This window comes from Pseudomonas sp. 2725 (assembly GCF_050434585.1).
GTDB classification, from domain to species: domain Bacteria; phylum Pseudomonadota; class Gammaproteobacteria; order Pseudomonadales; family Pseudomonadaceae; genus Aquipseudomonas; species Aquipseudomonas jessenii.
In genome coordinates, this window is the sequence record NZ_JBNDIV010000004.1 from 38,547 (window position 1) to 60,508 (window position 21,962).

Here is a 21,962-nt window from a genome sequence, read left to right on the forward strand (position 1 = left end):
TATGAGCAGTTCCGATTTTTCAGCCTGGATTGGACGTCGTCAGGAAAGCCAGGACCGGATCAGTTTTACTTTGGTCAAACGTATTGCCGCGACGTTGGGCGAGCCGGCACCCCGGTCGGGTGAATCGCTGCCGCCTTTGTGGCACTGGGCGTTTTTTCAGGAACCGGTTACCGCCGACGAACTGGGCCCGGACGGTCATCCGGCGCTCGGGGGGTTCCTGCCGCCCGCCCACAACCGCAACCGGATGTGGGCGGGTAGTCGACTTGAGTTTTACCAGCCGTTGAAGGTGGAGGCTGACGTGACCTGTGTGTCAACCATCCTCAACGTCGAAGAGAAGCACGGGCGCACGGGTTCCTTGTTGTTCGTCACGGTGCGCCATGAGTATTTTCAGGATGGCAAACGCGCCCTGCAGGATGAGCAGGACATTGTCTATCGGGAACCCACTCCACCCAAACTGAGCGGCACCGAGGCGATCCCGGAAAGCCAATGGCGGGACCTGGTCGTCCCCTCCCCGACCTTGCTGTTCCGTTACTCCGCCGTCACCTTCAATGGCCACCGGATTCACTACGACTGGCCATACGTCACAGAGACCGAGGGTTACCCGGGATTGGTGGTGCATGGTCCTTTGATCGCCACGCTGAATTTGCGCGCTTTTACCAAAGCGCACCCGAACGCCCACTTGAAGCGCTTCACCTTCCGTGGCGTCCGTCCCTTGATTTCGCCTCAGCCTTTCGAGGTCGGCGGACGCCTGATTGATAGCGGCAAGGCACAGCTCTGGGCAGGTAATCAGGACGGCATGGCGCAGACCGGCGAAGTCGAGTTCAGCGCGGGAGAAACACCATGAATACCTCCATTGTTCGCTCCGCCCTTTTTGTCCCGGCCACTCGTCCGGAGCGCATACCCAAAGCCATCGCTACCGGTGCGGACCGGGTCATTGTTGATTTGGAAGATGCCGTACAGGAGAACCTCAAGGAACAGGCGAGGGATAACCTGGAGCGCTTCTTGAGTGACAATCCGCAAGCCCGGATTCTGGTGCGGGTCAATGCTCCGGATCACTGGGCCCACATGGCGGATCTGGAGCTTTGTCGACGACACGCTGGCGTAATCGGTATTTTGCTACCCAAAGCAGAAAGCGCGGAGCACGTTCTCACGGGCGCCAATACTCAAAAACCGATCTGGCCCATCATCGAAAGCGCCAAGGGCCTGGCCGAACTCCAAGCGATTGCCCAGGCCCAAGGCGTTGAGCGCTTGTCATTCGGAAGTCTTGATCTGGGCCTGGACCTGAATTTGACCACCGGCAGTCCTGCCGCCGAAGAGATCCTGAGTCACGCTCGATACGCAGTACTGCTCGCGACTCGGGTGGCCGGCCTCGCTCCGGCGCTGGATGGCGTGTTTCCTTCCATACAGGACACCGTCGGCCTGCACAGCACCGTTCAGTTTGCCCGCGACATGGGGTTTGGTGGCGCGTTATGTATCCATCCGAGCCAAGTGGCGATTATCCATCAAGCGCTAAAACCCGGTCTGGAGGAACTGCTCTGGGCACAACGCATCATGGACGCCGCCAGTTCGGGTGAAGGTGTATTCGTGCTCGATGGGCAAATGGTCGACGCGCCTGTCATTGGCCGTGCGCAGGCCATCCTGGCGCGCGCGACCTGACTCAACGGCAGCGCTCTTGCATCGTGCGCGAATTCTGTAACGCACAGACCGTATGGCTGGACCGTCACTATCAACCAGCCAATCGCCAAGCCCGGTGAGACCTGTTGCCGAGCCAAAGCTGGGCGAGTCCGAAAAAGACTCGCCTGACCCTTATGAGAATTTTTTGATGCGTGCCTTCCCTTAAACTCCACCAGGAACGCGCCTACACTGAAATGCACAGCGATTGAGAGGACATGGAGCTCCACGCATGCGGACTAGCGCCCTTGTGATACTCCTTATCAGCTATGCCGTGCTGATGGTGGTTTTTTTCAAGCTAAATGCTCGAAACAATCGACGCCGCAGAGAGGGTCTTTACCAAGCCTTTGAAACGACCATGCGACAGCATGGGATCAAATCTTTCGAGATCCTCAAGGACAGTATTTATATCGGTAACAACTTTCGGCCATCAGAACTGTGCCGGGTATTGCTGGACGATTCAGGGCACTACTTTCTTTACTTGCACGCCAGCAACGCGCAACCAACTTTAACGCCGCTGACCGAGGAGCGAGCGTTACAAGCTGCACAGGGTGACATAGGAATTCAGGCATAGATCATCGCAACCGCTACCATCAGTCCCCTCCGGGGGGAGTGCGTGTAACGCAACTGGCGAGGTGAACCAATAAAACGTAGCTCACCTTCAAAGCGTGCCCTACGCCCTTCATCAGATTTCCACGATCCACTTACTAGCCTGCCGGTTCACTGCGAATAGTCACCGGCACCACTGCGACTCACAGGGTACTCCGTCGTTGTCGCCATCCATTTTCATTCCTGGGCAATTACGCAGAAAATTTTTGGCCTCTGCGCACGACGTCATCTGCGAGCAATACTTGCGTCCGTCGCATTTGACCGGAGCCGAAACAGGCTTCGGCGCAGTCAAGACCACGGAGATTCTTTGAGGACTCGATAGCCGAGCCTCAGCCCAGGACTGTAATTGAGGGGAAAGCTTCCAAGCCAACAGACCAACAACAAGCACAACCAAAATCAGTTTCATCTTGATCCATCCATGATGAGAGACCGTTTGTGTTCTCACGTTGCCTGCTTTACAGCGTAATCCACTAATCCACATACAGCCTGCCGGTGGGAGGCGGCAAATTGCTACGCGAGATGGAAGGAAGAGCAGATGCCAAATACTGACCTGCTCCCTTCCCCGCTGTTCAAGATCAGCGAAAACCAACTCGCCCTGAAGGCCATCGATAAAAATGGAGAATCCATCAAGATGACGCTCGCGGTGATGATGACGCCGGTGTGACTCAGTCCAGTCACGCCCGACAGCACATTCGGAGCAAGGAAATACCTCCCCTTTTCCTCGGCATGCTCACGCCATCACCCGGCGTGAGCATGCGCTGATTACTCAGGTAAAGGCGAAGTCCGCCTCGGTGATGGCTGCCTGTGGGACGCCGGTCAACGTGATGCTTCCCACACCCGACTGGCCAGTGACGGTTATGACGGCCTCGCCGAACTGTTCTCTAACAGTGAGATTCGCGAAGGTCAATCCGCTGACGCTAAGGTTGATCAGGTCAGTGCCGTCCTCGAAGTCGGCGATAGTGTCCGTTCCCCAGAGAGAGGGAAAGTTCACTGCGAAACTTCCGCAGGGATTCATCGATGATGATCGTGGCAGCGCGGGTGGCGGCATGATCCTCTTACCAATAACAGCCCCGCTTTACATGCTATGGCTCATCTACAAGGGGCCGGACGGTAAAGTCAGGGTCGCTTATTTCCCTTTGCCCAACCTGCAATCATCAGTACCAACCCAGGAATCCAAAGACCGGGCGCGGTGATAGCAACGCCGCAGATCGCCAGTGGCAGCCCAGTTAAGAACAACGGATTTCGAAACGCCTTTTCCATAGCATCAACTCCTTTAAGAACGTATCTCATTAAACCACAAACCCTGCCGGTGAACAGCGGGCGAAGAATCCCTATGTCCAATCGAAGCGCGGCCCAAGTCGCGCCCGTCCCTCCCCGTTTTATCCGAGCCATGGATGCTACCTGGCTACTTGGGAATGTGCCGGGATGTATTCAACAAAACTGTCCGGCCGAACATTCGCGAATTTCCCATAGGAAAACAGAGCGTTGGCTTCGACCGGATTGAGCTCGCCCCGTGGGCGGACGTCTACATCGAAGCCATGGCAATTGAAAAGACCGCAAATCAGGACAGCAATCGCCCTCGCAGCGAGCGCCAGCCCGAACGCCGTAAACAGAAACAAGCGCAGCACAAAGATCACTGGACGAAGGTTGAAGAGAGGTATTTGACGCGAGCATTCAAAGAAGCCCGGGAGGCGTCGAACTGCTACGCAGGATGGAAAAAAGAAGAGATGCCGGGCTTTCACGAAGTGCGCGCGCTGTCGCTGCACCTGTACAAAAAAGCCGGAAAGGATGGACAGAAAATCGCTGGTCATGCGAGCGAAGGCATGACCAAAAACTACCAGCGGGACCACGAGGACATCGTCTGGTCCGAGGCAATTCCAGACCTGAATATCAGCGAAATCACCGGGTAGTTTTGCGCCAGTTTTGTGCAGGTTTTGCGCAGGCACAAAAAAGCCGATCTATATGATCGGCCTAAATGCCTGATATTACTCAGTAAATATGGTCGGGACGGAGTGATTCGAACACTCGACCCCTAGCACCCCATGCTAGTGCGCTACCGGACTGCGCTACGCCCCGACTAGGCGTGAAACCCATCCCTCATCTCGAGGAACGCTGAAGAATATATCGCAAGCTTTTGAAAACTGGAAGTATTTAAAAGCGAGAATTTATTTCTTGAGTACCACCAGAACATCTTCGAGCTCGGCGATCATCTGGCGGATCATTTGCTTGTATTGGGTGGTGTCGTCTTTGGCTTCATCACCGGACAAACGCAGGCGCGCTCCGCCGATGGTGAACCCCTGATCGTAAAGGAGCGCGCGGATCTGCCGGATCATCAGCACGTCCTGGCGCTGATAATACCGGCGGTTTCCGCGGCGTTTGACAGGGTTGAGTTGAGGAAACTCCTGCTCCCAGTAGCGCAGCACGTGTGGTTTTACCGCACACAGCTCGCTGACTTCACCAATGGTGAAGTAGCGTTTGCCCGGGATGACGGGGAGCTCGTCGTTATGACTTGGTTCCAGCATAAGCCTCAACTCGGGCCTTCAACTTCTGCCCTGGACGAAAGGTGACCACACGGCGAGCCGTGATCGGGATTTCTTCCCCCGTTTTCGGATTGCGGCCAGGCCGCTGGCGTTTGTCCCGAAGGTCGAAATTGCCGAAACCGGACAATTTGACTTGTTCGTTGTCTTCGAGAGCGTGCCTGATTTCTTCAAAAAACAGTTCGACCAATTCCTTGGCCTCCCGTTTGTTCAGGCCCAGCTCTTCATACAGACGTTCCGCCATCTCAGCTTTCGTCAGAGCCCCCATACGTCACTTCCTTAACGTGGCGTTCAACCTTTGTTCGAGCGAGGTGAGGATGTTTTGCGTTGCGGTATTCACCTCATCGTCATTAAGAGTGCGCGATGGATGCTGCCAGGTCAAGCCGACTGCGAGGCTTTTTCTATCAGGATCAATGCCTTTACCCTGATACACGTCAAATAGCCTGAGGTCTGTCAGCCATTCGCCTGCATTTTCACGGATTACGTCCAGTACAGCCGTGGCTGCAACGTCTTTGTGCGCAATCAGTGCAAGGTCACGACGCACTTCAGGAAAGCGCGATAACTCGTGGAATTTTGGCATTTTGCCCGACGCCACTTCCGCCAGAACCAACTCGAAGACGAAGACCGGACGGTCGAGACCGAGGGTTTTCGACAATTCAGGGTGGATCGCGCCAATGAAGCCGACCAGACGACCGTCACGTTCGATGCGCGCGGTTTGACCCGGGTGCAGCGCCGGGTGCTTGCCTGGCACGAAAGTGAACGCATCCAGGGCGCCGGCAAAACCCAGCACCGCTTCCACGTCTGCCTTGACGTCGAAGAAGTCGACGGTATCGCGACCCTGCGCCCAGCCTTCCGGCAGGCGACTACCGCAAACAACACCCGCCAACATCGGCTCTTGCTTGAGACCTTCAAGCTGGCCAACGAAACGCAGGCCGCTTTCGAACAGACGCACGCGATCCTGCTGACGGTTCAGGTTGTGCTGAAGCGCCTTGACCAGACCCGGCCACAGCGACGAACGCATGGCAGCCATGTCATTGGAGATCGGATTGGCCAGCAGCAACGGCTCCACACCCGGATTAAACAGTTCGAACTGTTTCGGATCGATGAAGCTATAGGTAATTGCTTCCTGATATCCACGGGCAACCAGCAGGCGGCGCAGTTCAGGCAGGTCGCTACGGGCTTCTGCCTTGGCTTGCGGCGCCAGACGCGCTTGCGGATAACGAACCGGCAAACGGTTGTAGCCATACAGGCGTGCCAGTTCTTCGATCAGGTCGACTTCCAGGCTGATATCGAAGCGATGGCTTGGAACTTCTACACGCCACTGCCCTGCCCCATCGGCAGTAATGGTCAGGCCCAAGGCGTTGAGCAGACGCTCCACCTCGGCCGAATCCATTTCCATACCCAGCATCTGGGTAATACGCTGCGCACGCAGGGTGATCGGAGCAATTTTCGGCAGGTGCTGCTCGCTGACGGTCTCGATGATCGGACCCGCTTCACCACCGGTGATTTCCAGCAGCAAACCAGTCGCGCGCTCCATGGCTTCGCGGGCCAGCTGCCAGTCCACGCCACGCTCATAGCGATGGGATGCATCGGTGTGCAGGCCGTAGGAACGAGCCTTGCCTGCTACGGCGATCTGGTCGAAGAAGGCGCTTTCCAGGAACACATCACGTGTGGTCGCGGAAACACCGCTGTGCTCGCCACCCATGACGCCGGCAATTGCCAGTGCGCGGGAGTGGTCGGCAATCACCAGCGTATCGCTACGCAGGCTGACTTCCTGGCCGTCGAGCAGCACCAGCTTCTCGCCCTCTTCAGCCATGCGCACACGGATGCCACCGTTGATTTCGGCGAGATCGAAGGCGTGCAGCGGCTGACCCAGTTCCAGCATCACATAGTTGGTGATGTCGACGGCAGCGTCGATGCTGCGCACGTCGGCACGACGCAGACGCTCGACCATCCACAGCGGCGTTGCTTTGGACAGGTCGACGTTACGGATCACACGCCCCAGGTAACGCGGGCACGCGGCGGGCGCCAGCACTTCTACCGAGCGCACTTCGTCGTGGGCGGCAGGAACCGAAGCCACCACCGGACGGACCACCGCAGCGGCGTACAGGGCACCCACTTCACGGGCCAGACCGGCCAGGGACAGGCAGTCACCACGGTTCGGGGTCAGATCGACCTCGATACTGGCGTCTTCCAGGTCCAGGTAAACGCGGAAATCCTCGCCCACCGGCGCATCGGCCGGCAGCTCCATCAGGCCGTCATTGCCTTCACCAACCTGCAGCTCGGTTTGCGAGCACAGCATGCCGTTGGACTCGACGCCACGCAGCTTGGCTTTCTTGATCTTGAAGTCGCCTGGCAGCTCGGCGCCGATCATGGCGAAAGGAATCTTCAGGCCCGGGCGCACGTTTGGCGCACCGCAAACAACCTGGAAGGTTTCCGAACCGTTGCTGACCTGGCACACGCGCAGTTTGTCGGCGTCCGGGTGCTGCTCGGTGCTCAGCACCTCGCCAACGACCACGCCACTGAAAACACCGGCGGCCGGCGTAACGCTATCGACCTCAAGACCGGCCATCGACAGACGAGCAACCAGCTCGTCGCGACTTACCTGCGGGCTAACCCAGCCACGCAGCCATTGTTCACTGAATTTCATCCTGCTCTCCTAAGAATTCGTTACGACTAGCGAAATTGCGCGAGGAACCGCAAGTCGTTGTCGAAGAACAGACGCAAGTCGTTCACGCCGTAACGCAGCATGGCCAGACGCTCTACGCCCATGCCGAAGGCAAAGCCCGAGAACTCTTCCGGGTCGATCCCGGACATGCGCAGCACGTTCGGGTGAACCATGCCGCAACCCATCACTTCCAGCCAGCCGGTCTGCTTGCAGACGCGGCAGCCTTTACCGCTGCACATCACGCATTCCATGTCGACTTCAGCGGATGGCTCGGTGAACGGGAAGTACGAAGGACGGAAACGCACCGCCAGTTCCTTTTCGAAGAAAACCCGCAGGAACTCTTCGATGGTGCCTTTGAGGTCGGCGAAATTGATGTCGCGATCGATCAGCAGGCCTTCGACCTGGTGGAACATCGGCGAGTGGGTGATATCGGAGTCGCTGCGGTATACACGGCCTGGGCAGACGATGCGGATCGGCGGCTGTTTCGACTCCATGGTGCGGACCTGTACCGGCGAGGTATGGGTGCGCAACAACATGTTCGCATTGAAATAGAAGGTGTCATGCATCGACCGGGCCGGGTGGTGGCCGGGGATGTTGAGCGCTTCGAAGTTGTGATAGTCGTCTTCGACCTCAGGGCCTTCGGCGATGCCGTAGCCAATACGGGTGAAGAACTGTTCGACGCGTTCCAGAGTACGGGTAACCGGATGCAGACCACCGGAGGTCTGACCACGGCCAGGCAGGGTCACGTCAATGGACTCGGCGGAGAGTTTGGCAGCCAGATCGGCTTCTTCAAACAATGCCTTGCGCGCATTAAGGACCTCTGTGACACGCTCCTTGGCAACGTTGATCAGCGCACCGACCTGCGGACGCTCTTCTGCCGGCAAATTCCCCAGGGTCTTCATCACCTGAGTCAATTCACCCTTCTTGCCAAGGTAGTGAACCCGGATTTGCTCCAGGGCATTGATATCTTCAGCGCTTTGCACAGCCTCTAGAGCTTGAGAGACGAGCGCATCCAGGTTTTCCATGTACAGACTCCAGATACAAAATAGGGGAAGAGCTTGAAGGCTCTTCCCCTATTTATGACGTTTAACACCTGACCCCACAGATGCGAGGCCGGGTGACTGTCGGGGGTACTTAAGCCAAGGTGGCTTTAGCTTTCTCGACAATCGCAGCAAACGCCGCTTTTTCGTTCACTGCCAGATCAGCCAGAACCTTACGGTCGATCTCGATGGACGCTTTTTTCAGGCCGGCGATGAAACGGCTGTAGGACAGACCGTTGATACGAGCACCAGCGTTGATACGAGCGATCCACAGAGCGCGGAACTGACGTTTTTTCTGACGACGGTCACGGTAGGCGTATTGGCCTGCCTTGATTACCGCTTGCTTGGCAACACGGAATACGCGGGAGCGTGCGCCGTAGTAGCCTTTAGCAAGTTTCAGAATTTTTTTGTGACGCTTACGGGCAATGACGCCACGCTTTACACGAGCCATGAGTTACTTCCTCTATTCTTGACTAAAATTAACGAAGGCGCAGCATGCGCTCGACTTTTGCCACGTCAGACGGATGCAGCAAGCTGCTACCGCGCAGTTGACGCTTACGCTTGGTCGACATTTTGGTCAGGATGTGGCTCTTGAAAGCGTGCTTGTGCTTGATACCGTTAGCAGTTTTCAGAAACCGCTTAGCAGCACCACTTTTGGTCTTCATTTTTGGCATGTTCGGATACTCCGCATTCAGTTGATAAACATAATCAGAAGGCCTGCCGTGCCCTGTTGATTACTTCTTCTTTTTCGGGGCGATGACCATGATCAGCTGGCGTCCTTCCATCTTAGGATGCTGTTCGACCGAACCGTACTCGAGCAAGTCACCTTCAACTCGCTTGAGGAGTTCCATCCCCAGCTCCTGGTGGGCCATCTCACGGCCGCGGAATCGCAAGGATACCTTGGCCCTGTCCCCGTCACTCAGGAAACGTACCAGGTTGCGCAGTTTTACCTGGTAATCCCCTTCCTCCGTCCCTGGACGAAACTTGATTTCTTTAACCTGAATCTGCTTCTGGTTTTTCTTGGCCGCAGCAATCTGCTTCTTCTTTTCGAAGATCGATTTGCCGTAGTCCATCAGTTTGCAAACAGGTGGTACTGCATCGGCGGAAATCTCCACCAGATCCAGCTTGGCCTCTTCAGCCTTAAGAAGCGCGTCTTCAATTGACACAATCCCGAGCTGTTCACCTTCAGCCCCAATTAACCGAACCTCGCGTGCCGAGATATTCTCGTTGATCGGGGCTTTCGGTGCAGTTCGTTTATCTTGTCTCATTTCACGCTTAATAATAATTACTCCGAATCTTGGCGACCACGCCGGGAAACCGCTTGCGCGAGGAACTCAGCGAACTGGGCGACGGGCATCGAGCCCAGGTCAGCACCTTCACGAGTACGCACAGCGACAGTCTGCATCTCGACTTCCCGATCTCCGATAACCAAGAGATAAGGAACCTTGAGCAAAGTATGCTCGCGGATTTTAAAGCCGATTTTTTCATTTCTCAAGTCAGACTTGGCACGAAATCCGCTTTCGTTGAGGGTTTTTTCAACCTCGGCGGCGAAATCAGCCTGTTTGTCAGTGATATTCATCACCACTGCCTGGGTCGGAGCAAGCCACGCCGGGAATGCACCCTCGTAGTGCTCGATCAGGATTCCGACGAAACGCTCGAAGGACCCCAGGATCGCCCGGTGCAACATCACCGGGTGCTTGCGACTGTTGTCTTCGGAGACGAATTCGGCTCCCAGACGGACCGGCAGGTTAAAATCGAGCTGCAGGGTACCACACTGCCAGACGCGACCGAGACAATCTTTCAACGAGAATTCGATCTTCGGACCGTAGAACGCACCCTCGCCCGGCTGCAGATCGTACGGCAGGCCCGCGCTATCAAGGGCTGCGGCCAGCGCAGCTTCGGCGCGATCCCACAGCTCGTCGGAACCGACGCGTTTTTCCGGACGAGTGGACAGCTTCATCTCGACGTCTTTGAAGCCGAAATCGGCGTAAACGTCCATGGTCAGCTTGATGAACGCAGCGGACTCGGCCTGCATCTGCTCTTCGGTGCAGAAGATGTGGGCGTCGTCCTGAGTGAACGCGCGCACGCGCATGATGCCGTGCAAGGCACCCGATGGCTCGTTACGGTGGCACGCACCAAACTCTGCCAGGCGCATTGGCAGTTCGCGGTAGCTTTTCAGGCCCTGGTTGAACACCTGCACGTGGCAAGGGCAGTTCATTGGCTTGATCGCGTAGTCGCGGTTTTCCGACTGGGTGGTGAACATGTTGTCGGCGTAGTTGGCCCAGTGCCCGGATTTCTCCCACAGGCTGCGGTCAACGACTTGCGGCGTCTTGATTTCCAGGTAGCCATTGTCGCGCTGAACCTTGCGCATGTACTGCTCGAGCACCTGGTACAAAGTCCAGCCGTTCGGATGCCAGAACACCATGCCCGGCGACTCTTCCTGGGTGTGGAACAGGCCCAGGCGCTTGCCGATCTTGCGGTGGTCGCGCTTTTCGGCTTCTTCAATGCGCTGGATGTAAGCCGCCAGTTGCTTCTTGTCCGCCCATGCGGTGCCGTAGACGCGCTGCAATTGCTCGTTCTTGGCATCGCCGCGCCAGTAGGCACCGGACAGTTTGGTCAGCTTGAAGGATTTCAGGAAGCGGGTGTTCGGCACGTGCGGACCGCGGCACATGTCGACGTATTCTTCGTGATAGTACAGGCCCATGGCCTGCTCGTTCGGCATGTCTTCGACCAGGCGCAACTTGTAGTCTTCGCCACGGGCCTTGAACACTTCGATCACTTCGGCGCGCGGAGTGACTTTCTTGATCACGTCGTAATCTTTCTCGATCAGCTGCTGCATGCGCTGTTCGATGGCCGCCAGGTCGTCCGGAGTGAAAGGACGCTCGAAGGCGATGTCGTAATAGAAACCTTCATCGATGACCGGACCGATGACCATTTTGGCGGTCGGGTACAACTGCTTGACCGCGTGGCCAACCAGGTGGGCGCAAGAGTGGCGAATGATCTCCAGCCCCTCTTCATCCTTTGGCGTGATGATTTGCAGCGACGCGTCGCTGTCGATGATGTCGCTGGCGTCGACCAGCTTGCCATCGACCTTGCCGGCAACGGTGGCCTTGGCCAGGCCTGCACCGATGGATGCGGCGACCTCGGCTACGGAAACCGGATGATCGAATGAACGTTGACTGCCGTCGGGAAGAGTAATAGTTGGCATGGCGCCTCCTCTCCTAGTGGTGACCCCTACCAAAGGTCACGTGGGTTGGGATGAGCCAGTACAAGATCCGGTCCAGGCCATTCAATGACGAACGCCTGCCTTACAGCGGCAGGAGCCTTGCGGCCAACCGGAAAACCGAACCAGAGTGACTGGGATTCAAATCAGGGTTAATCGTGCATCTGCCGCCACCGGGACTGAAGGTCCGTCGGAGCCTGCAAACGCCCGAGCCACGCATGCTAGCACAGATGAACGGTTGCCACGGTGCGCAGGTTTTGCAGCAGGGTAAATTGGCTGTTTTTATGCCAGAGTGCTGAACTTGAAGCGCACTATCGCCCTCAGATAACAAGATATCTGACCCACAAGGAGTATCTCAGCATGCGTCTGAATCGTTTATTCGCCGTAGTCGCCCCCGTCATTCTCCTCCTGCCACTGGCCGCCCATGCAGAATGGCCAAAAGGCGAACGAGAGAAATACATGGCTCAGTGCGTTCCTGCCGCTGCCGAGAAGATTGGTACGCCGGCCGCAAAATCCCACTGCGCCTGCGGTGCCGATGCCATCAAATCGTACCCTGCCGCCGACATTCAGGCCCTGATGAACAACACGGCCAGCGACACATTGAAGCAGCAGGCACTGAGCAAAATTGCAGCCTGCAAGGCCACCAAAACAGAGCAAAAATAAGCCCGCCCCCACGCTTTCAGCCCCTGAAATACTGTTAAAAAGCCGCTGAAACAGGACCTTTCGTACAATTTATTCAGGTTTTTCAGCTTTTTTTATTGCCTTAACTTTCGGCCGAAAGCCTTATAGAACGGGGCTTTCAGCCGCTAAAGGACACAAAGAAAAAACGTCTGATTGGCAAACAGTGCGTCCGGGGGGCTCCCAAACCGAACATTTCGACTATGATACTCGGGTGTGCCCAGTTGGCCTGAGCAGCACAGTACTACTGAAAATATATGTTTCTTGGAGATACACCATGTCTAATCGCCAAACCGGCACCGTTAAATGGTTCAACGATGAAAAAGGCTTCGGCTTCATCACTCCTCAAGGTGGCGGTGACGACCTGTTCGTACACTTCAAAGCTATCGAAAGCGACGGTTTCAAAAGCCTGAAAGAAGGCCAGACTGTTTCCTTCGTGGCTGAGAAAGGCCAAAAGGGTATGCAAGCTGCTCAAGTTCGCCCAGAGTAATTTCCAGGCGCACTAAAAAAACCCCGTCCATGTGACGGGGTTTTTTATGGGTGAAACAAAAGTCGAACGATCAGCCGCAGTTGACGCGGGTCACTACCCGGCTGGCATCGGTGTTCAGGTTCAGGCGATCGGAACGGTACTCCAGCGTCACCATATCGGTTGGCAGCAGGAACCGTGCACTTTGCGCCCCGGCACGGGTACGCGCCTGCTCGAGCAGCTGCGGCGATGCCTGTTTGCCGATGGTGAACTCGGCAGCCTTTGCCTCACAGCGACTGTGACCCGTGTCAGTCGTCGCAACATCCGTTGTTGCCGACTCCGTAGAGGGAGTGCTGCAACCGGCCAGCGTGGCAACGGCCAACAAAGTACCCAATGACGCGAGCTTCCAAGGCATGAAGCCTCCTTATTCAATGATTAAGCTGAGATCGTGCGACAACCAGACTGGCGTTTGGTTTCACAGGGAGCACTGGCACCCTGCCCATGATCCGGACGAGCCGCGATTCTGCCTGAGCGTCGCCCTGCCCTTAATCACTGAATCGTGACTGAATATGAACGACGCTCAATAGACGTCGATGTAGTCGTAAGGAGGATTGGGCCAGTTCTCTTTCAAGGCATTGAAGATTTGCATGACCCAGACTTCATCGCTGGCCGCGACCCGCCCGACATAACCGGAGCCCTTGGCCCAGGTTTCGAGCCGGAACAACAACCCGTCGATATCGGTACCGCCCACGACACCCGAGGAGATGTAGGCAATGCCTCCCTTGGTGACCCGCAACTGGGTGTGCTCATCGTCACTGGCGCCGGCCAGCAACTGACGCACCGCCTCGAGGGTCAGGCCATCCGGGGAGTTCAAATCGATCTGCACAGCGCGTTCCTTGAATATTCGTCAGAGACCAAGTGTCGCACAGCCCTCCTTTCATGCCTAAGTCGACGTGTCAAAAGCCCCGCAAAATGGTTAACTCGGCACTCAGACTTCCCCGACCTCCCGAGTGCCATCATGACCACCGTAAGCATCGACGCTGCCATCAAGGCCAAGTGGCAAGACGGCCACAGCTCCTACAGCCCAAGCAGCACGGAAGAGCTCGCCATTATCGGTATCGACCTTCTGGTCAGGGACCTTGGAACCGAAGCCGCCCAATCGTTCATCGAGCAGATTTTCGAGAAACATCTATCGGACCAAAAGACCGAAGCGGTTAGTACGAGGGAGTAAAACCCGCAGGCAAGCACCTGCGGGAGATGAAGCTTACTTCAGGCGGGCCAGGCGCTCGGTCAGCAGATCGAAGAAGCCCTGGGCGTCGCCGCTTTCTACCCAGAAGGCGTTCTTTGGCGCTTTCAAGCCGTCATACCAGTCGACGATGGTTTGTCCAAAGGTCGGTCCTTCGCGGCTGTCGACCACCACGTTGACCGAACGACCGCTGAACAATTGCGGCTTGAGCAGATAAGCGACAACCGTGGCGTCATGCACCGGGCCGCCCGGAAGGCCGTAGTGTTCCATGTCGCCCTTGATGTACTCATTGAGAATACTGCCCACCAGACGACTGGCGTTGTTGTTCAGCGCGGCAATCTGGTTCAGGCGCGCTTCGCTGGTAAGGATCTTGTGGGTCACATCCAGCGGCAGGTAGGTCAGCTTCACGCCACTGTTGAGCACCACTTCGGCCGCTTGCGGATCGGCGAACAGGTTGAACTCGGCCACCGGCGTGATGTTGCCGCCGTTGAAGTGCGCACCACCCATGACCACCACTTCCTTGATGCCCTGAACGATACCCGGCTCCTGGATCAACGCCAGGGCCAGGTTGGTCTGCGGGCCAAGCATGGCGATGGTAATGCTGTGGGGCTCGGCAGATTTCAGGGTATCGATCAGATAGGTGATGGCGCTGCCCTTGGCCAGCCCCTTCCTGGGCTCATGCACGTCAATGCCCGACAACCCTTCCTTGCCATGAATGTCCTCGGCGTAGATGGGTGTGCGCATCAGGGGTCTGGGCGCCCCCGCATAGACCGGCACCTCTTCGCGCCCCGCCCACTCCCGGGCCAGCCGCGCATTGCGTGAGGTCTTGTCCAGGCGAACGTTGCCGGCAACGGTGGTCAATGCCCGGACATTCAGTTCGTCCGGCGACGCCAGGGCGAACAACAGGGCAACGACGTCGTCAGCCCCCGGATCGGTGTCGATGATCAGGTCGATCTTTGGTGCCGCCTGGGCGTTGGTTGCGGTCGTCAGGGTCAAAAGCAGCAGGCTCCGGAGCAGTGGGTGCAGTTACTGAGCATAGCGATGCGGGGCGCACGCCTTGTGCCAGGGACATCAAAACGCGGACAGCCAGTCAAAACGTAACTCCGGCGACCAGCACAATGTTGCAGTACGGCTGGCATTCGCCTGTACGGACAATCGCCTTGGCTTGTCGGCTCAGGACCTTGAATTGTTCATGGGTGAGCAACTCACGCCGACCCAACGCGCCTTCGCCATCCAGCGTTTCCAGCGTGACCAGGGCCGACGGCTTTTTATCGAAGATTTCCTGAGCCAGCACATGGCTTTCGACCTGCATCTCACTGAGCACGATCTTCAAGGTGCTGACAAAGTCCGGAATGCCATGGGTCAGGGCCAGGTCGATCAATTCAACGCCCGGAGGAACCGGCAGCCCCGCATCCCCGATGACGACCCTGTCGCCATGTCCCAATGAAGCGATCAGTCGCGACAGCGCAATGTTGAGCAGAGGTGTCTTTTTCATGGGGTTTTAAACGCCTGTACATCGCTCAAGGCGGGAATTGAAGGCTGCGCGCCGGCACGGGTGACCGACAGCGCCGCGGCCACCTGTCCGAAGCGGATCGCCTGCGCCTCATCGTTACCCGCCGCCAGTGCCGCAGCGAAACCGCCGACGAACGTATCGCCGGCCGCCGTGGTATCGACAGCCTTCACCACGGGCGCGGGGAAATGTTCGAAGCGTTGGCCATCGGCAAACAGCGAACCTTGCGCACCGAGAGTGATGATCACCTTGCCGGCGCCCAGGGCAATCAGGCGCGTTGCCGCGGCTTGTGCGGTGTCCAGGGAGTCCACTGACAGTCCGCTCAGGGCCGACGCTTCGCTTTCGTTGGGAATCAGGTAATCGATGGACGCGTACCAGTCCGATGGCAGCGGACGGCTGGCCGGAGCCGGGTTGAGGATGACTGTCTTGCCCAGCTCGCGGCCGCGCTTGAGCGCATGGCCAACAGACGCATCGGGCACTTCCAGCTGACAGATGAGCACGTCCGCCGCACGTATCACCGAATCAAAACGGTCAATGGTTTCTGCGGTCAATGCACCGTTGGCACCGGGGACGATCACGATGGAGTTCTGACTGCTGTCGTCGACCACAATCAACGCCACGCCGCTGGAACCGTCAACGGTGCTCACCGCCCGGCAATCGATCTGCTCGGCCAACAGCGCCCCGCGCAGTGCCTCACCATAAGCGTCATTGCCCACGCAGCCGATCATCGACACCTGGGCTCCCAGCCGCGCCGCAGCCACGGCCTGATTGGCACCCTTGCCACCGGAGACGGTGGTAAACGATTGACCAATCAGCGTTTCACCGCCCTTGGGCAAGCGCGGGGCCCGGGTCACCAGGTCCATGTTCAAACTGCCAATTACCACTACTTTTGCTGACATACATTGCTACTCATCGATTCTGTTTCGGCGGCGCTTTTGATTCAGCGGCTTTCTGTTTTCAACGGCTTTTTGTTTCAACGGAATTGGGCAAACACGCCGGCCAGCGGCGCCGTCGATTCACGCATGACGATACTCGGCGTCACGATCCGCTGATCGGTCGCCAGACCCGGCGTGGCGATTCGGCGCAAAAGCACTTCGGCAGCCATTTCGCCGAGCTGCAGGATCGATTGCCCGACCGTGGTCAGCGACGGGTAGACATACCGACTCATCTGGATATCGTCGAAGCCGATCACCGACAACTCGCTCGGTACGCGAATATTGCGCTCGGCGGCGGCCCTCAGCACACCGATGCCGATCATGTCGTTGGCCGCAAAAACGGCGGTAGGCGGATTGCTTTCCAGCAGAATCGTGGCAGCGCTGTAACCGCCGGTGCTGGTGAAATCACTTTCCAGCATGCGCCCGGGAGAGACTTCGACACCCGCCTCCTTCAAGGCCCTGCGATAACCCGCCAGACGCATCTGCGCCACACTGGTGCTTTGCGGCCCGCTGATCGTGGCGATATCCCGGTGCCCCAACTCCAACAGGTGCCGGGTCGCCAGATACGCGCCGTATTCATGGTCGATGCGCACCAGGTCCGCATCGACACCGTCCAGTCCGCGGTCGACGATCACCATGGGCGTGCGGACGCCTTTCAGGCCTTGTGCCAGGCCACTGTCGCCGCCGGCCGAGGCGACGATCAGGCCGTCGATGCGTTTTTCCAGCAGCACACGCAGGTAGCTGCGCTGCTTGTCCGGATTGTCGTCGGAGTTGCACAGGATGACGCAGTAACCGTTTCGCTCGCAGTAATCCTCGATACCCCGGGCCAGTTCGGCGAAATACGGGTTGAGGCTGTTCGGAACCAACAGGCCGATGGTGGCCGTGGTCTTGGCCTTGAGTGAGCGGGCCACGGCGCTGGGAACGTAGTCGAGGGTCTGGATCGCCGCCTCGACCTTGATCCGCACCTCTTCACTGACCGGCCGGGTCTTGTTCACCACATGGGAAACCGTGGTGTAGGAAATGCCGGCAAGGGCTGCCACATCTTTGATAGTCGCCATGACTCAGGTCCGCCGGCTTGCGCGTTGACTGCGATAAGTATCCAGCACCACCGCCACCACGATCACCGCACCGGTAATGATGCGCTTGGTCGGTTCGGTTGCCCCGATCTGCGCCAGCCCCGCGGCCAGCACGGAAATAATCAGGACGCCAAAAAACGTGCTGATCACCGAGCCGCGCCCACCCATCAGGCTGGTCCCGCCGATAACGACGGCCGCGATCACCTGCAATTCAAGACCGGAGCCAGCATTCGGGTCGGCGGCTTCCAGGCGAGAAATCTGGAACAACGCAGCAATACCGGCCAGCAACCCCATCAGGCTGAAGACCAGGACCTTGTAAGGCTTCGGGTTGATCCCCGCCAGCCGCACGGCCTCTTCGTTGGTGCCGATACCGATCAGGTAGCGACCGAAGACCGTGCGGGTCAACACGGCCTGGGCGACGAAAATGATCAGCAACGCAATGATGAACGACGGCGAAATGCCGAAGGCAATCGGATTGGACAACCAGGCGAACGCGTCGCCGATGTAGGCCGTACGCGAACCGGTCATCTGGTACGCCACACCGCGAGCCATTTCCAGCACGCCCAGGGACACGATGAATGATGGTATCCGCCACGCCACAGTGATCGAGCCGGTGATGGTACCGGCAAGCGCCGCGACGGCCATGCCCAGCAACGCCGCCGGCAGCACGCCCCAGCCCCACCCAAGAATCGCCACGCTCACGGTCGAGGCCGCCAGCGCCAGCACCGAGCCTACCGACAGGTCGATGCCACCGATGATCAACACAAAGGTCATGCCGACCGCCAGCACCATCAGGTCCGGAATCTGGTTGGCCAGGGTGCTGAAAGTATCGTACGACAGGAAGTGACTGCTCAGCACCGAGAACAGCACGATCATCGCCAACAAAGCACCCGCCAGCCCCAGATAGGTGCCCAGGCCGTAGAAGTTGCCACTGCGTTTGCCGGCATAAGAAGCGGTATTCATGGAAGATCCCTAGGCGCGGCTTCAACGAGCTGCGCATCACGTTTTTGGTAGCCGGCGAAAGCAGCGGCGAGCAACTCATCCTGGGTCCAGCTGTCGCGATCGAAGGTATCGATCAGGCTTCCTGCCGACAGCACGCCGATCCGGTCGCAGATCAGCATCAGCTCGCGCAAGTCGCTGGAGACCACCACCAGCGCCTTGCCCTGGCGGGTCAATTCACCGAGAAGGTTGTAGATATCGAACTTGGCGCCGACGTCAATGCCGCGGGTCGGCTCGTCGAACAGCAACACCGAGCAATCGCGCTCCAGCCAACGGCCGATGACGACTTTCTGCTGATTGCCGCCGGACAGCTCGGACACCAGCTGTGCCGGACCGGAGCTGCGGATGCGCATGGCGTCTATCTGACGCTGGGCCAGGGCGCGTTCCTTATCGTTGTCGACAAAGCCCGCGCCGGAGATGCCGGGCATGTTGCCCAAGGCGATATTGGCGCCGATCGACTGCGTCAACAAAAGGCCTTCGCCCTTGCGATCTTCAGTGATCAACGCGATGCCATGCCCGACCGCATCCACTGGCGAACGCACATTGATGACCCGCGCCGGCGCCCCCAGGGCAATCGTGCCGCTGTCGGCGATATCCGCACCGAAGATCAGACGCAGCAATTCAGTGCGCCCCGCGCCGATCAAACCGGATATCCCGAAAATCTCTCCGGCACGGACTTCGAACGACACGTCGCGAACCTTGTCGGACCGGCTCAGGCCCTTGACCGTCAACACCGGAGCGCCGATCTTGCGCGCCCCCATATCGATATGTTCGCCGAGTTCGCGGCCGACCATCAGCGTGACCAATTGCTCGCTGTTGTAGTTGGCCATCGGCTCAACACAGACCAGGTTGCCGTCGCGCAGCACGGCAATGCGTTGCCCGACCCGCGCCAACTCTTCGAGGCGATGGGAGATGTAGATAATCGATACGCCGCGAGCCTGCAGGCGGGTGATCTGCTCGAACAGCATTTCGACTTCGCGGGCAGTGAGCATCGCGGTCGGCTCGTCGAGAATCAGCACATGACAATCGCCAATCAGGTTGCGGGCGATCTCCACCATTTGCTGGTGGCCGATGCCCAGCTCGCCGACCAGGGTGTCCGGGTCGATGGCGTCTAGCCCGACATGAGCCATGGCCTCGATGGCGGCCTTGCGCAACTGCTTGCGACTGATCCAGCCGCCTTTGCTGGGCAAGTTGTCGAGAAACAGGTTTTCCGCCACCGACAGGGTCGGCAGCAGATTGAGTTCCTGCATGACCATGCGGATACCCAGCGCTTCAGCCTGAGCCCGACTACCCGGACGGTAGTCCTGCCCCTGATACTGCATCTGGCCGGTGGTCGGCGTGACCAACCCGCCAATAATCTTCGAAAGCGTGCTTTTGCCCGCACCGTTCTCACCGGTCAGCGCCAGCACTTCCCCGCGCATGAGCGTCAGGTCGATGCCGGCCAGGACCGGTTGGGCGTAAGTCTTGCCGATACCACTGACCGAAAGGACAGCGTTCGGAGCGCAAACTGACATAAAAACTCTCCATGCGCCCGTCCGGCTGGACGAGCGCCGTTACGTCGCCAGAAGGCTACTTGGTGACCAGTTCTACCGGCGTTTCGATCACGCCATTGGCGCCGCCGTCGACCTTCTCGCCCTTGAGAATCTTCAATGCAGTCTCGATGCCGAACACCGCCTGTTTAGCCGCGAACTGGTCCGCAGTGGCCAGCACGCGACCATCCTTGAGCATAGGCTGGATGGCATTGATGTTGTCGTAGCCCACCACCTGCACCTTGCCGGCCTTGCCCGCGGCGCGCACCGCAGACACCGCACCGACCGCCATGCTGTCGTTGCCGGCCAACAGGGCCTTGGTTTGCGGGTATTCGCTGAGAATCGACGCGGCTACCTTGTTGCCCTTGTCGATCTCCCAGTCTCCGGATTGCAGGGACACGACCTTGATCTGCGCCGCCTCCATCGCATCCTTGAAACCTGCGGTCCGCTGCTGGGCATTGGTGGTGGTGGACACACCTTCGATGATGCCGACTTCGTCACCGGCTTTCAGCTGTTTGGCCAGGTAATCCCCCACCAGCCGTGCGCCCTTGCGATTGTCCGGGCCTACGAACGGAACATTGATGTTTTTGCTTTTGACGACGGCGGGGTCCAGCTGGTTGTCGATGTTGATCACGGTGATACCGGCATCGATGGCTTTCTTGATCACCGGGACCATGGCCTTGGAGTCTGCCGGCGCAATCACCAGTGCATTGACCTTGGCCAGGATCATCTGCTCGACGATACGCGTCTGGCCTGCGGTGTCGGTTTCATCCTTGATGCCGTTGGAGATGAGGTCGAATTCGCCGGAGTGATCTTTCTGGTAGGCCTTGGCGCCGTCCTCCATTGTCAGGAAGAACTCGTTGGCCAGGGATTTCATGACCAGAGCGACTTTCGGTTTTTCAGTGGTTTCAGCAAAAGCCGAAGAGACAGGCAATGCAGCGGATGCAGCAGCCAACATAGCGACAGCGAGAAGACGTCCAGCGAATGGCAGCTTCATGGGTTCACTCCGATCTTATGATTATTGTGAGCAACGCTTGCGCTGGCGTAAGCTTCACGGCCCGCTGCGATGAAAAGCCATCATTGGAGCCGCGCAAACGTTTGCGTGAACCAAACTATGCGAACCCTGCCGGTATTTGTCAACGACCTGAAAAGCGCTTTCAGCTATGTTTGGCGAAAAACGGCATTCAGCTATGCCGTGGTATTGACCACCGATCCCGTGCCAGAACCCTTGGCCATTTCCTTGATCAGGCTCGCACTCACTTGCAGGATGGCGCCGTTGGTGTCGGCAACTTGCCCCTGTATGGCTGCTACTGCTGTGGTCTTGGCTTCCGGGGTTGGATAGGACGCTGCCTGGGCTTGTGCCAGTTGCTGCTGTTGCTCGCGCAATTGCTGCTGCAATTCCTTCAGACGCTTGAGCAAGACCTTCACCGCAACGCTGGCGTTATCGCTGGCTTCCGATTCGGCCTTTACGCCGGCACCCTCCCCCAGACCTACCGGGCCCGTCTTGACCTGGTTGCCATCGCTTTCCTTTGCACCCGGCGCTCGAGCAGCCGAATCAGCGGCTGCGTCGCTCAAGGCACGAAGGGTAGTGGCCGATTTACCAGCGATGGTGATGCCGGCGGCATTGGGAATGCCAACAGATAACGACATGTGAACTCCTGAAGAAAAAGATCCCTTGAAGGAGCATCGACCGGCTCGGGCGTTTCTTTAGTCATGACGGATGATTTGACCCGTTTAAATCCTAAACAAGACCACGATTCGTTTCGGAGAGCCGA

General features: G+C 58.0%; 28 protein-coding genes, 1 tRNA gene and 1 pseudogene. 8 read left to right on the top strand and 22 right to left on the bottom strand.

The window, feature by feature from the left end; translation table 11 throughout:
- Position 1: 1 nt before the first annotated feature.
- The 3 genes from ABIE16_RS11490 (at position 2) to ABIE16_RS11500 (ending at position 2,245) form a co-directional block, all read left to right on the top strand.
- Positions 2-844: an FAS1-like dehydratase domain-containing protein gene (locus ABIE16_RS11490; protein WP_429521194.1), complete on the top strand. Its 843-nt coding sequence runs from the start codon at positions 2-4 to the stop codon at positions 842-844.
- The gene (locus ABIE16_RS11495; RefSeq protein WP_429521195.1) at positions 841-1,656 is read left to right on the top strand and encodes an HpcH/HpaI aldolase/citrate lyase family protein; all 816 of its coding nucleotides are present in this window, start codon (positions 841-843) and stop codon (positions 1,654-1,656) included. Before ABIE16_RS11490 ends, ABIE16_RS11495 begins: the two co-directional genes overlap by 4 nt.
- A gap of 247 nt (positions 1,657-1,903) precedes the next feature.
- Entirely contained in the window at positions 1,904-2,245 is a 342-nt protein-coding gene (locus tag ABIE16_RS11500; RefSeq protein WP_429521196.1) for a hypothetical protein, read from the top strand.
- Between the two features lie 159 nt (positions 2,246-2,404).
- On the opposite strand, the gene ABIE16_RS11505 is transcribed toward ABIE16_RS11500, so the two are convergent.
- A complete protein-coding gene (locus ABIE16_RS11505; protein WP_090454652.1) occupies positions 2,405-2,686 on the bottom strand; it encodes an excalibur calcium-binding domain-containing protein in 282 nt (93 codons plus the stop codon).
- Positions 2,687-2,815: 129 nt separating this feature from the next.
- Here ABIE16_RS11505 and ABIE16_RS11510 point away from each other — a divergent pair, with 129 nt between their 5' ends.
- A complete protein-coding gene (locus ABIE16_RS11510; RefSeq protein WP_407515350.1) occupies positions 2,816-2,944 on the top strand; it encodes a hypothetical protein in 129 nt (42 codons plus the stop codon).
- Positions 2,945-3,046: 102 nt separating this feature from the next.
- Here the strand turns inward: ABIE16_RS11510 and ABIE16_RS11515 are convergent, their stop codons facing one another.
- The gene (locus tag ABIE16_RS11515; protein ID WP_429521197.1) at positions 3,047-3,295 is read right to left on the bottom strand and encodes a hypothetical protein; all 249 of its coding nucleotides are present in this window, start codon (positions 3,293-3,295) and stop codon (positions 3,047-3,049) included.
- Positions 3,296-3,396: 101 nt separating this feature from the next.
- Entirely contained in the window at positions 3,397-3,540 is a 144-nt protein-coding gene (locus ABIE16_RS11520) for a hypothetical protein (protein WP_340317133.1), read from the bottom strand.
- Positions 3,541-3,869: 329 nt separating this feature from the next.
- On the opposite strand from ABIE16_RS11520, the pseudogene ABIE16_RS11525 reads away from it, so the two are divergent.
- A pseudogene (locus ABIE16_RS11525) lies at positions 3,870-4,190 on the top strand (integrase); the annotation flags it as partial.
- Positions 4,191-4,279: 89 nt separating this feature from the next.
- On the opposite strand, the gene ABIE16_RS11530 reads toward ABIE16_RS11525, so the two are convergent.
- The 9 genes from ABIE16_RS11530 to thrS all read right to left on the bottom strand — a co-directional run bounded on the left by ABIE16_RS11530 (position 4,280) and on the right by thrS (position 11,733).
- Positions 4,280-4,356: transfer RNA gene (locus ABIE16_RS11530), tRNA-Pro, on the bottom strand.
- 89 nt (positions 4,357-4,445) lie between these two features.
- Positions 4,446-4,802 (bottom strand): MerR family transcriptional regulator, encoded by a 357-nt coding sequence (locus ABIE16_RS11535; RefSeq protein WP_003179985.1) that lies wholly within the window; start codon positions 4,800-4,802, stop codon positions 4,446-4,448.
- Entirely contained in the window at positions 4,783-5,085 is a 303-nt protein-coding gene (ihfA, locus tag ABIE16_RS11540) for an integration host factor subunit alpha (RefSeq protein WP_002553164.1), read from the bottom strand. The genes ABIE16_RS11535 and ihfA overlap by 20 nt, the downstream gene beginning before the upstream one ends.
- A 3-nt stretch (positions 5,086-5,088) precedes the next feature.
- On the bottom strand, positions 5,089-7,467 hold the full coding sequence (gene pheT / locus ABIE16_RS11545; protein WP_429521198.1) for a phenylalanine--tRNA ligase subunit beta: 2,379 nt from the start codon (positions 7,465-7,467) through the stop codon (positions 5,089-5,091).
- A 26-nt stretch (positions 7,468-7,493) separates the two neighbouring features.
- Entirely contained in the window at positions 7,494-8,510 is a 1,017-nt protein-coding gene (pheS, locus tag ABIE16_RS11550) for a phenylalanine--tRNA ligase subunit alpha (protein WP_007975711.1), read from the bottom strand.
- A gap of 109 nt (positions 8,511-8,619) precedes the next feature.
- The gene (gene rplT, locus ABIE16_RS11555; protein WP_007905879.1) at positions 8,620-8,976 is read right to left on the bottom strand and encodes a 50S ribosomal protein L20; all 357 of its coding nucleotides are present in this window, start codon (positions 8,974-8,976) and stop codon (positions 8,620-8,622) included.
- Between the two features lie 28 nt (positions 8,977-9,004).
- On the bottom strand, positions 9,005-9,199 hold the full coding sequence (gene rpmI, locus ABIE16_RS11560) for a 50S ribosomal protein L35 (RefSeq protein WP_002553160.1): 195 nt from the start codon (positions 9,197-9,199) through the stop codon (positions 9,005-9,007).
- Between the two features lie 60 nt (positions 9,200-9,259).
- Positions 9,260-9,811: a translation initiation factor IF-3 gene (infC, locus tag ABIE16_RS11565; RefSeq protein WP_172435703.1), complete on the bottom strand. Its 552-nt coding sequence runs from the start codon at positions 9,809-9,811 to the stop codon at positions 9,260-9,262.
- On the bottom strand, positions 9,811-11,733 hold the full coding sequence (thrS, locus tag ABIE16_RS11570) for a threonine--tRNA ligase (protein WP_090454263.1): 1,923 nt from the start codon (positions 11,731-11,733) through the stop codon (positions 9,811-9,813). The genes infC and thrS overlap by 1 nt, the downstream gene beginning before the upstream one ends.
- Positions 11,734-12,108: 375 nt before the next feature.
- On the opposite strand from thrS, the gene ABIE16_RS11575 reads away from it, so the two are divergent.
- Positions 12,109-12,411 carry a hypothetical protein gene (locus ABIE16_RS11575; protein WP_218496530.1) on the top strand — a complete coding sequence of 101 codons (303 nt, stop codon included), beginning with the start codon at positions 12,109-12,111 and terminating at the stop codon, positions 12,409-12,411.
- Between the two features lie 292 nt (positions 12,412-12,703).
- Positions 12,704-12,916, top strand: a complete 213-nt coding sequence (locus ABIE16_RS11580; protein ID WP_003179963.1) for a cold-shock protein — start codon at positions 12,704-12,706, stop codon at positions 12,914-12,916.
- 70 nt (positions 12,917-12,986) lie between these two features.
- On the opposite strand, the gene ABIE16_RS11585 is transcribed toward ABIE16_RS11580, so the two are convergent.
- Both ABIE16_RS11585 and ABIE16_RS11590 read right to left on the bottom strand, forming a co-directional pair.
- The gene (locus tag ABIE16_RS11585) at positions 12,987-13,307 is read right to left on the bottom strand and encodes an I78 family peptidase inhibitor (RefSeq protein ID WP_008047240.1); all 321 of its coding nucleotides are present in this window, start codon (positions 13,305-13,307) and stop codon (positions 12,987-12,989) included.
- A 165-nt stretch (positions 13,308-13,472) separates the two neighbouring features.
- A complete protein-coding gene (locus ABIE16_RS11590; RefSeq protein ID WP_007975706.1) occupies positions 13,473-13,778 on the bottom strand; it encodes a hypothetical protein in 306 nt (101 codons plus the stop codon).
- 132 nt (positions 13,779-13,910) lie between these two features.
- Here ABIE16_RS11590 and ABIE16_RS11595 point away from each other — a divergent pair, with 132 nt between their 5' ends.
- The gene (locus ABIE16_RS11595; protein WP_057715541.1) at positions 13,911-14,123 is read left to right on the top strand and encodes a hypothetical protein; all 213 of its coding nucleotides are present in this window, start codon (positions 13,911-13,913) and stop codon (positions 14,121-14,123) included.
- A 33-nt stretch (positions 14,124-14,156) separates the two neighbouring features.
- Here ABIE16_RS11595 and ABIE16_RS11600 read toward each other — a convergent pair whose 3' ends face one another.
- The 8 genes from ABIE16_RS11600 to ABIE16_RS11635 form a co-directional block, all read right to left on the bottom strand.
- Positions 14,157-15,164 (bottom strand): nucleoside hydrolase, encoded by a 1,008-nt coding sequence (locus ABIE16_RS11600; protein ID WP_429521426.1) that lies wholly within the window; start codon positions 15,162-15,164, stop codon positions 14,157-14,159.
- 64 nt (positions 15,165-15,228) lie between these two features.
- Complete coding sequence (rbsD, locus tag ABIE16_RS11605; protein ID WP_429521199.1) at positions 15,229-15,633, bottom strand: D-ribose pyranase; 405 nt, start codon at positions 15,631-15,633, stop codon at positions 15,229-15,231.
- Positions 15,630-16,547: a ribokinase gene (rbsK, locus tag ABIE16_RS11610; protein ID WP_057715543.1), complete on the bottom strand. Its 918-nt coding sequence runs from the start codon at positions 16,545-16,547 to the stop codon at positions 15,630-15,632. The genes rbsD and rbsK overlap by 4 nt, the downstream gene beginning before the upstream one ends.
- A gap of 74 nt (positions 16,548-16,621) precedes the next feature.
- Positions 16,622-17,641, bottom strand: coding sequence for a LacI family DNA-binding transcriptional regulator (locus ABIE16_RS11615; RefSeq protein WP_429521200.1), 1,020 nt, complete (start codon positions 17,639-17,641; stop codon positions 16,622-16,624).
- 3 nt (positions 17,642-17,644) lie between these two features.
- Positions 17,645-18,622, bottom strand: coding sequence for an ABC transporter permease (locus tag ABIE16_RS11620; protein WP_218496534.1), 978 nt, complete (start codon positions 18,620-18,622; stop codon positions 17,645-17,647).
- Positions 18,619-20,172, bottom strand: a complete 1,554-nt coding sequence (locus tag ABIE16_RS11625) for a sugar ABC transporter ATP-binding protein (RefSeq protein WP_429521201.1) — start codon at positions 20,170-20,172, stop codon at positions 18,619-18,621. The genes ABIE16_RS11620 and ABIE16_RS11625 overlap by 4 nt, the downstream gene beginning before the upstream one ends.
- Positions 20,173-20,227: 55 nt before the next feature.
- Positions 20,228-21,184 carry a sugar ABC transporter substrate-binding protein gene (locus ABIE16_RS11630; protein ID WP_057715547.1) on the bottom strand — a complete coding sequence of 319 codons (957 nt, stop codon included), beginning with the start codon at positions 21,182-21,184 and terminating at the stop codon, positions 20,228-20,230.
- 191 nt (positions 21,185-21,375) lie between these two features.
- Positions 21,376-21,837, bottom strand: a complete 462-nt coding sequence (locus ABIE16_RS11635; protein ID WP_429521202.1) for a hypothetical protein — start codon at positions 21,835-21,837, stop codon at positions 21,376-21,378.
- Positions 21,838-21,962 lie beyond the last annotated feature (125 nt).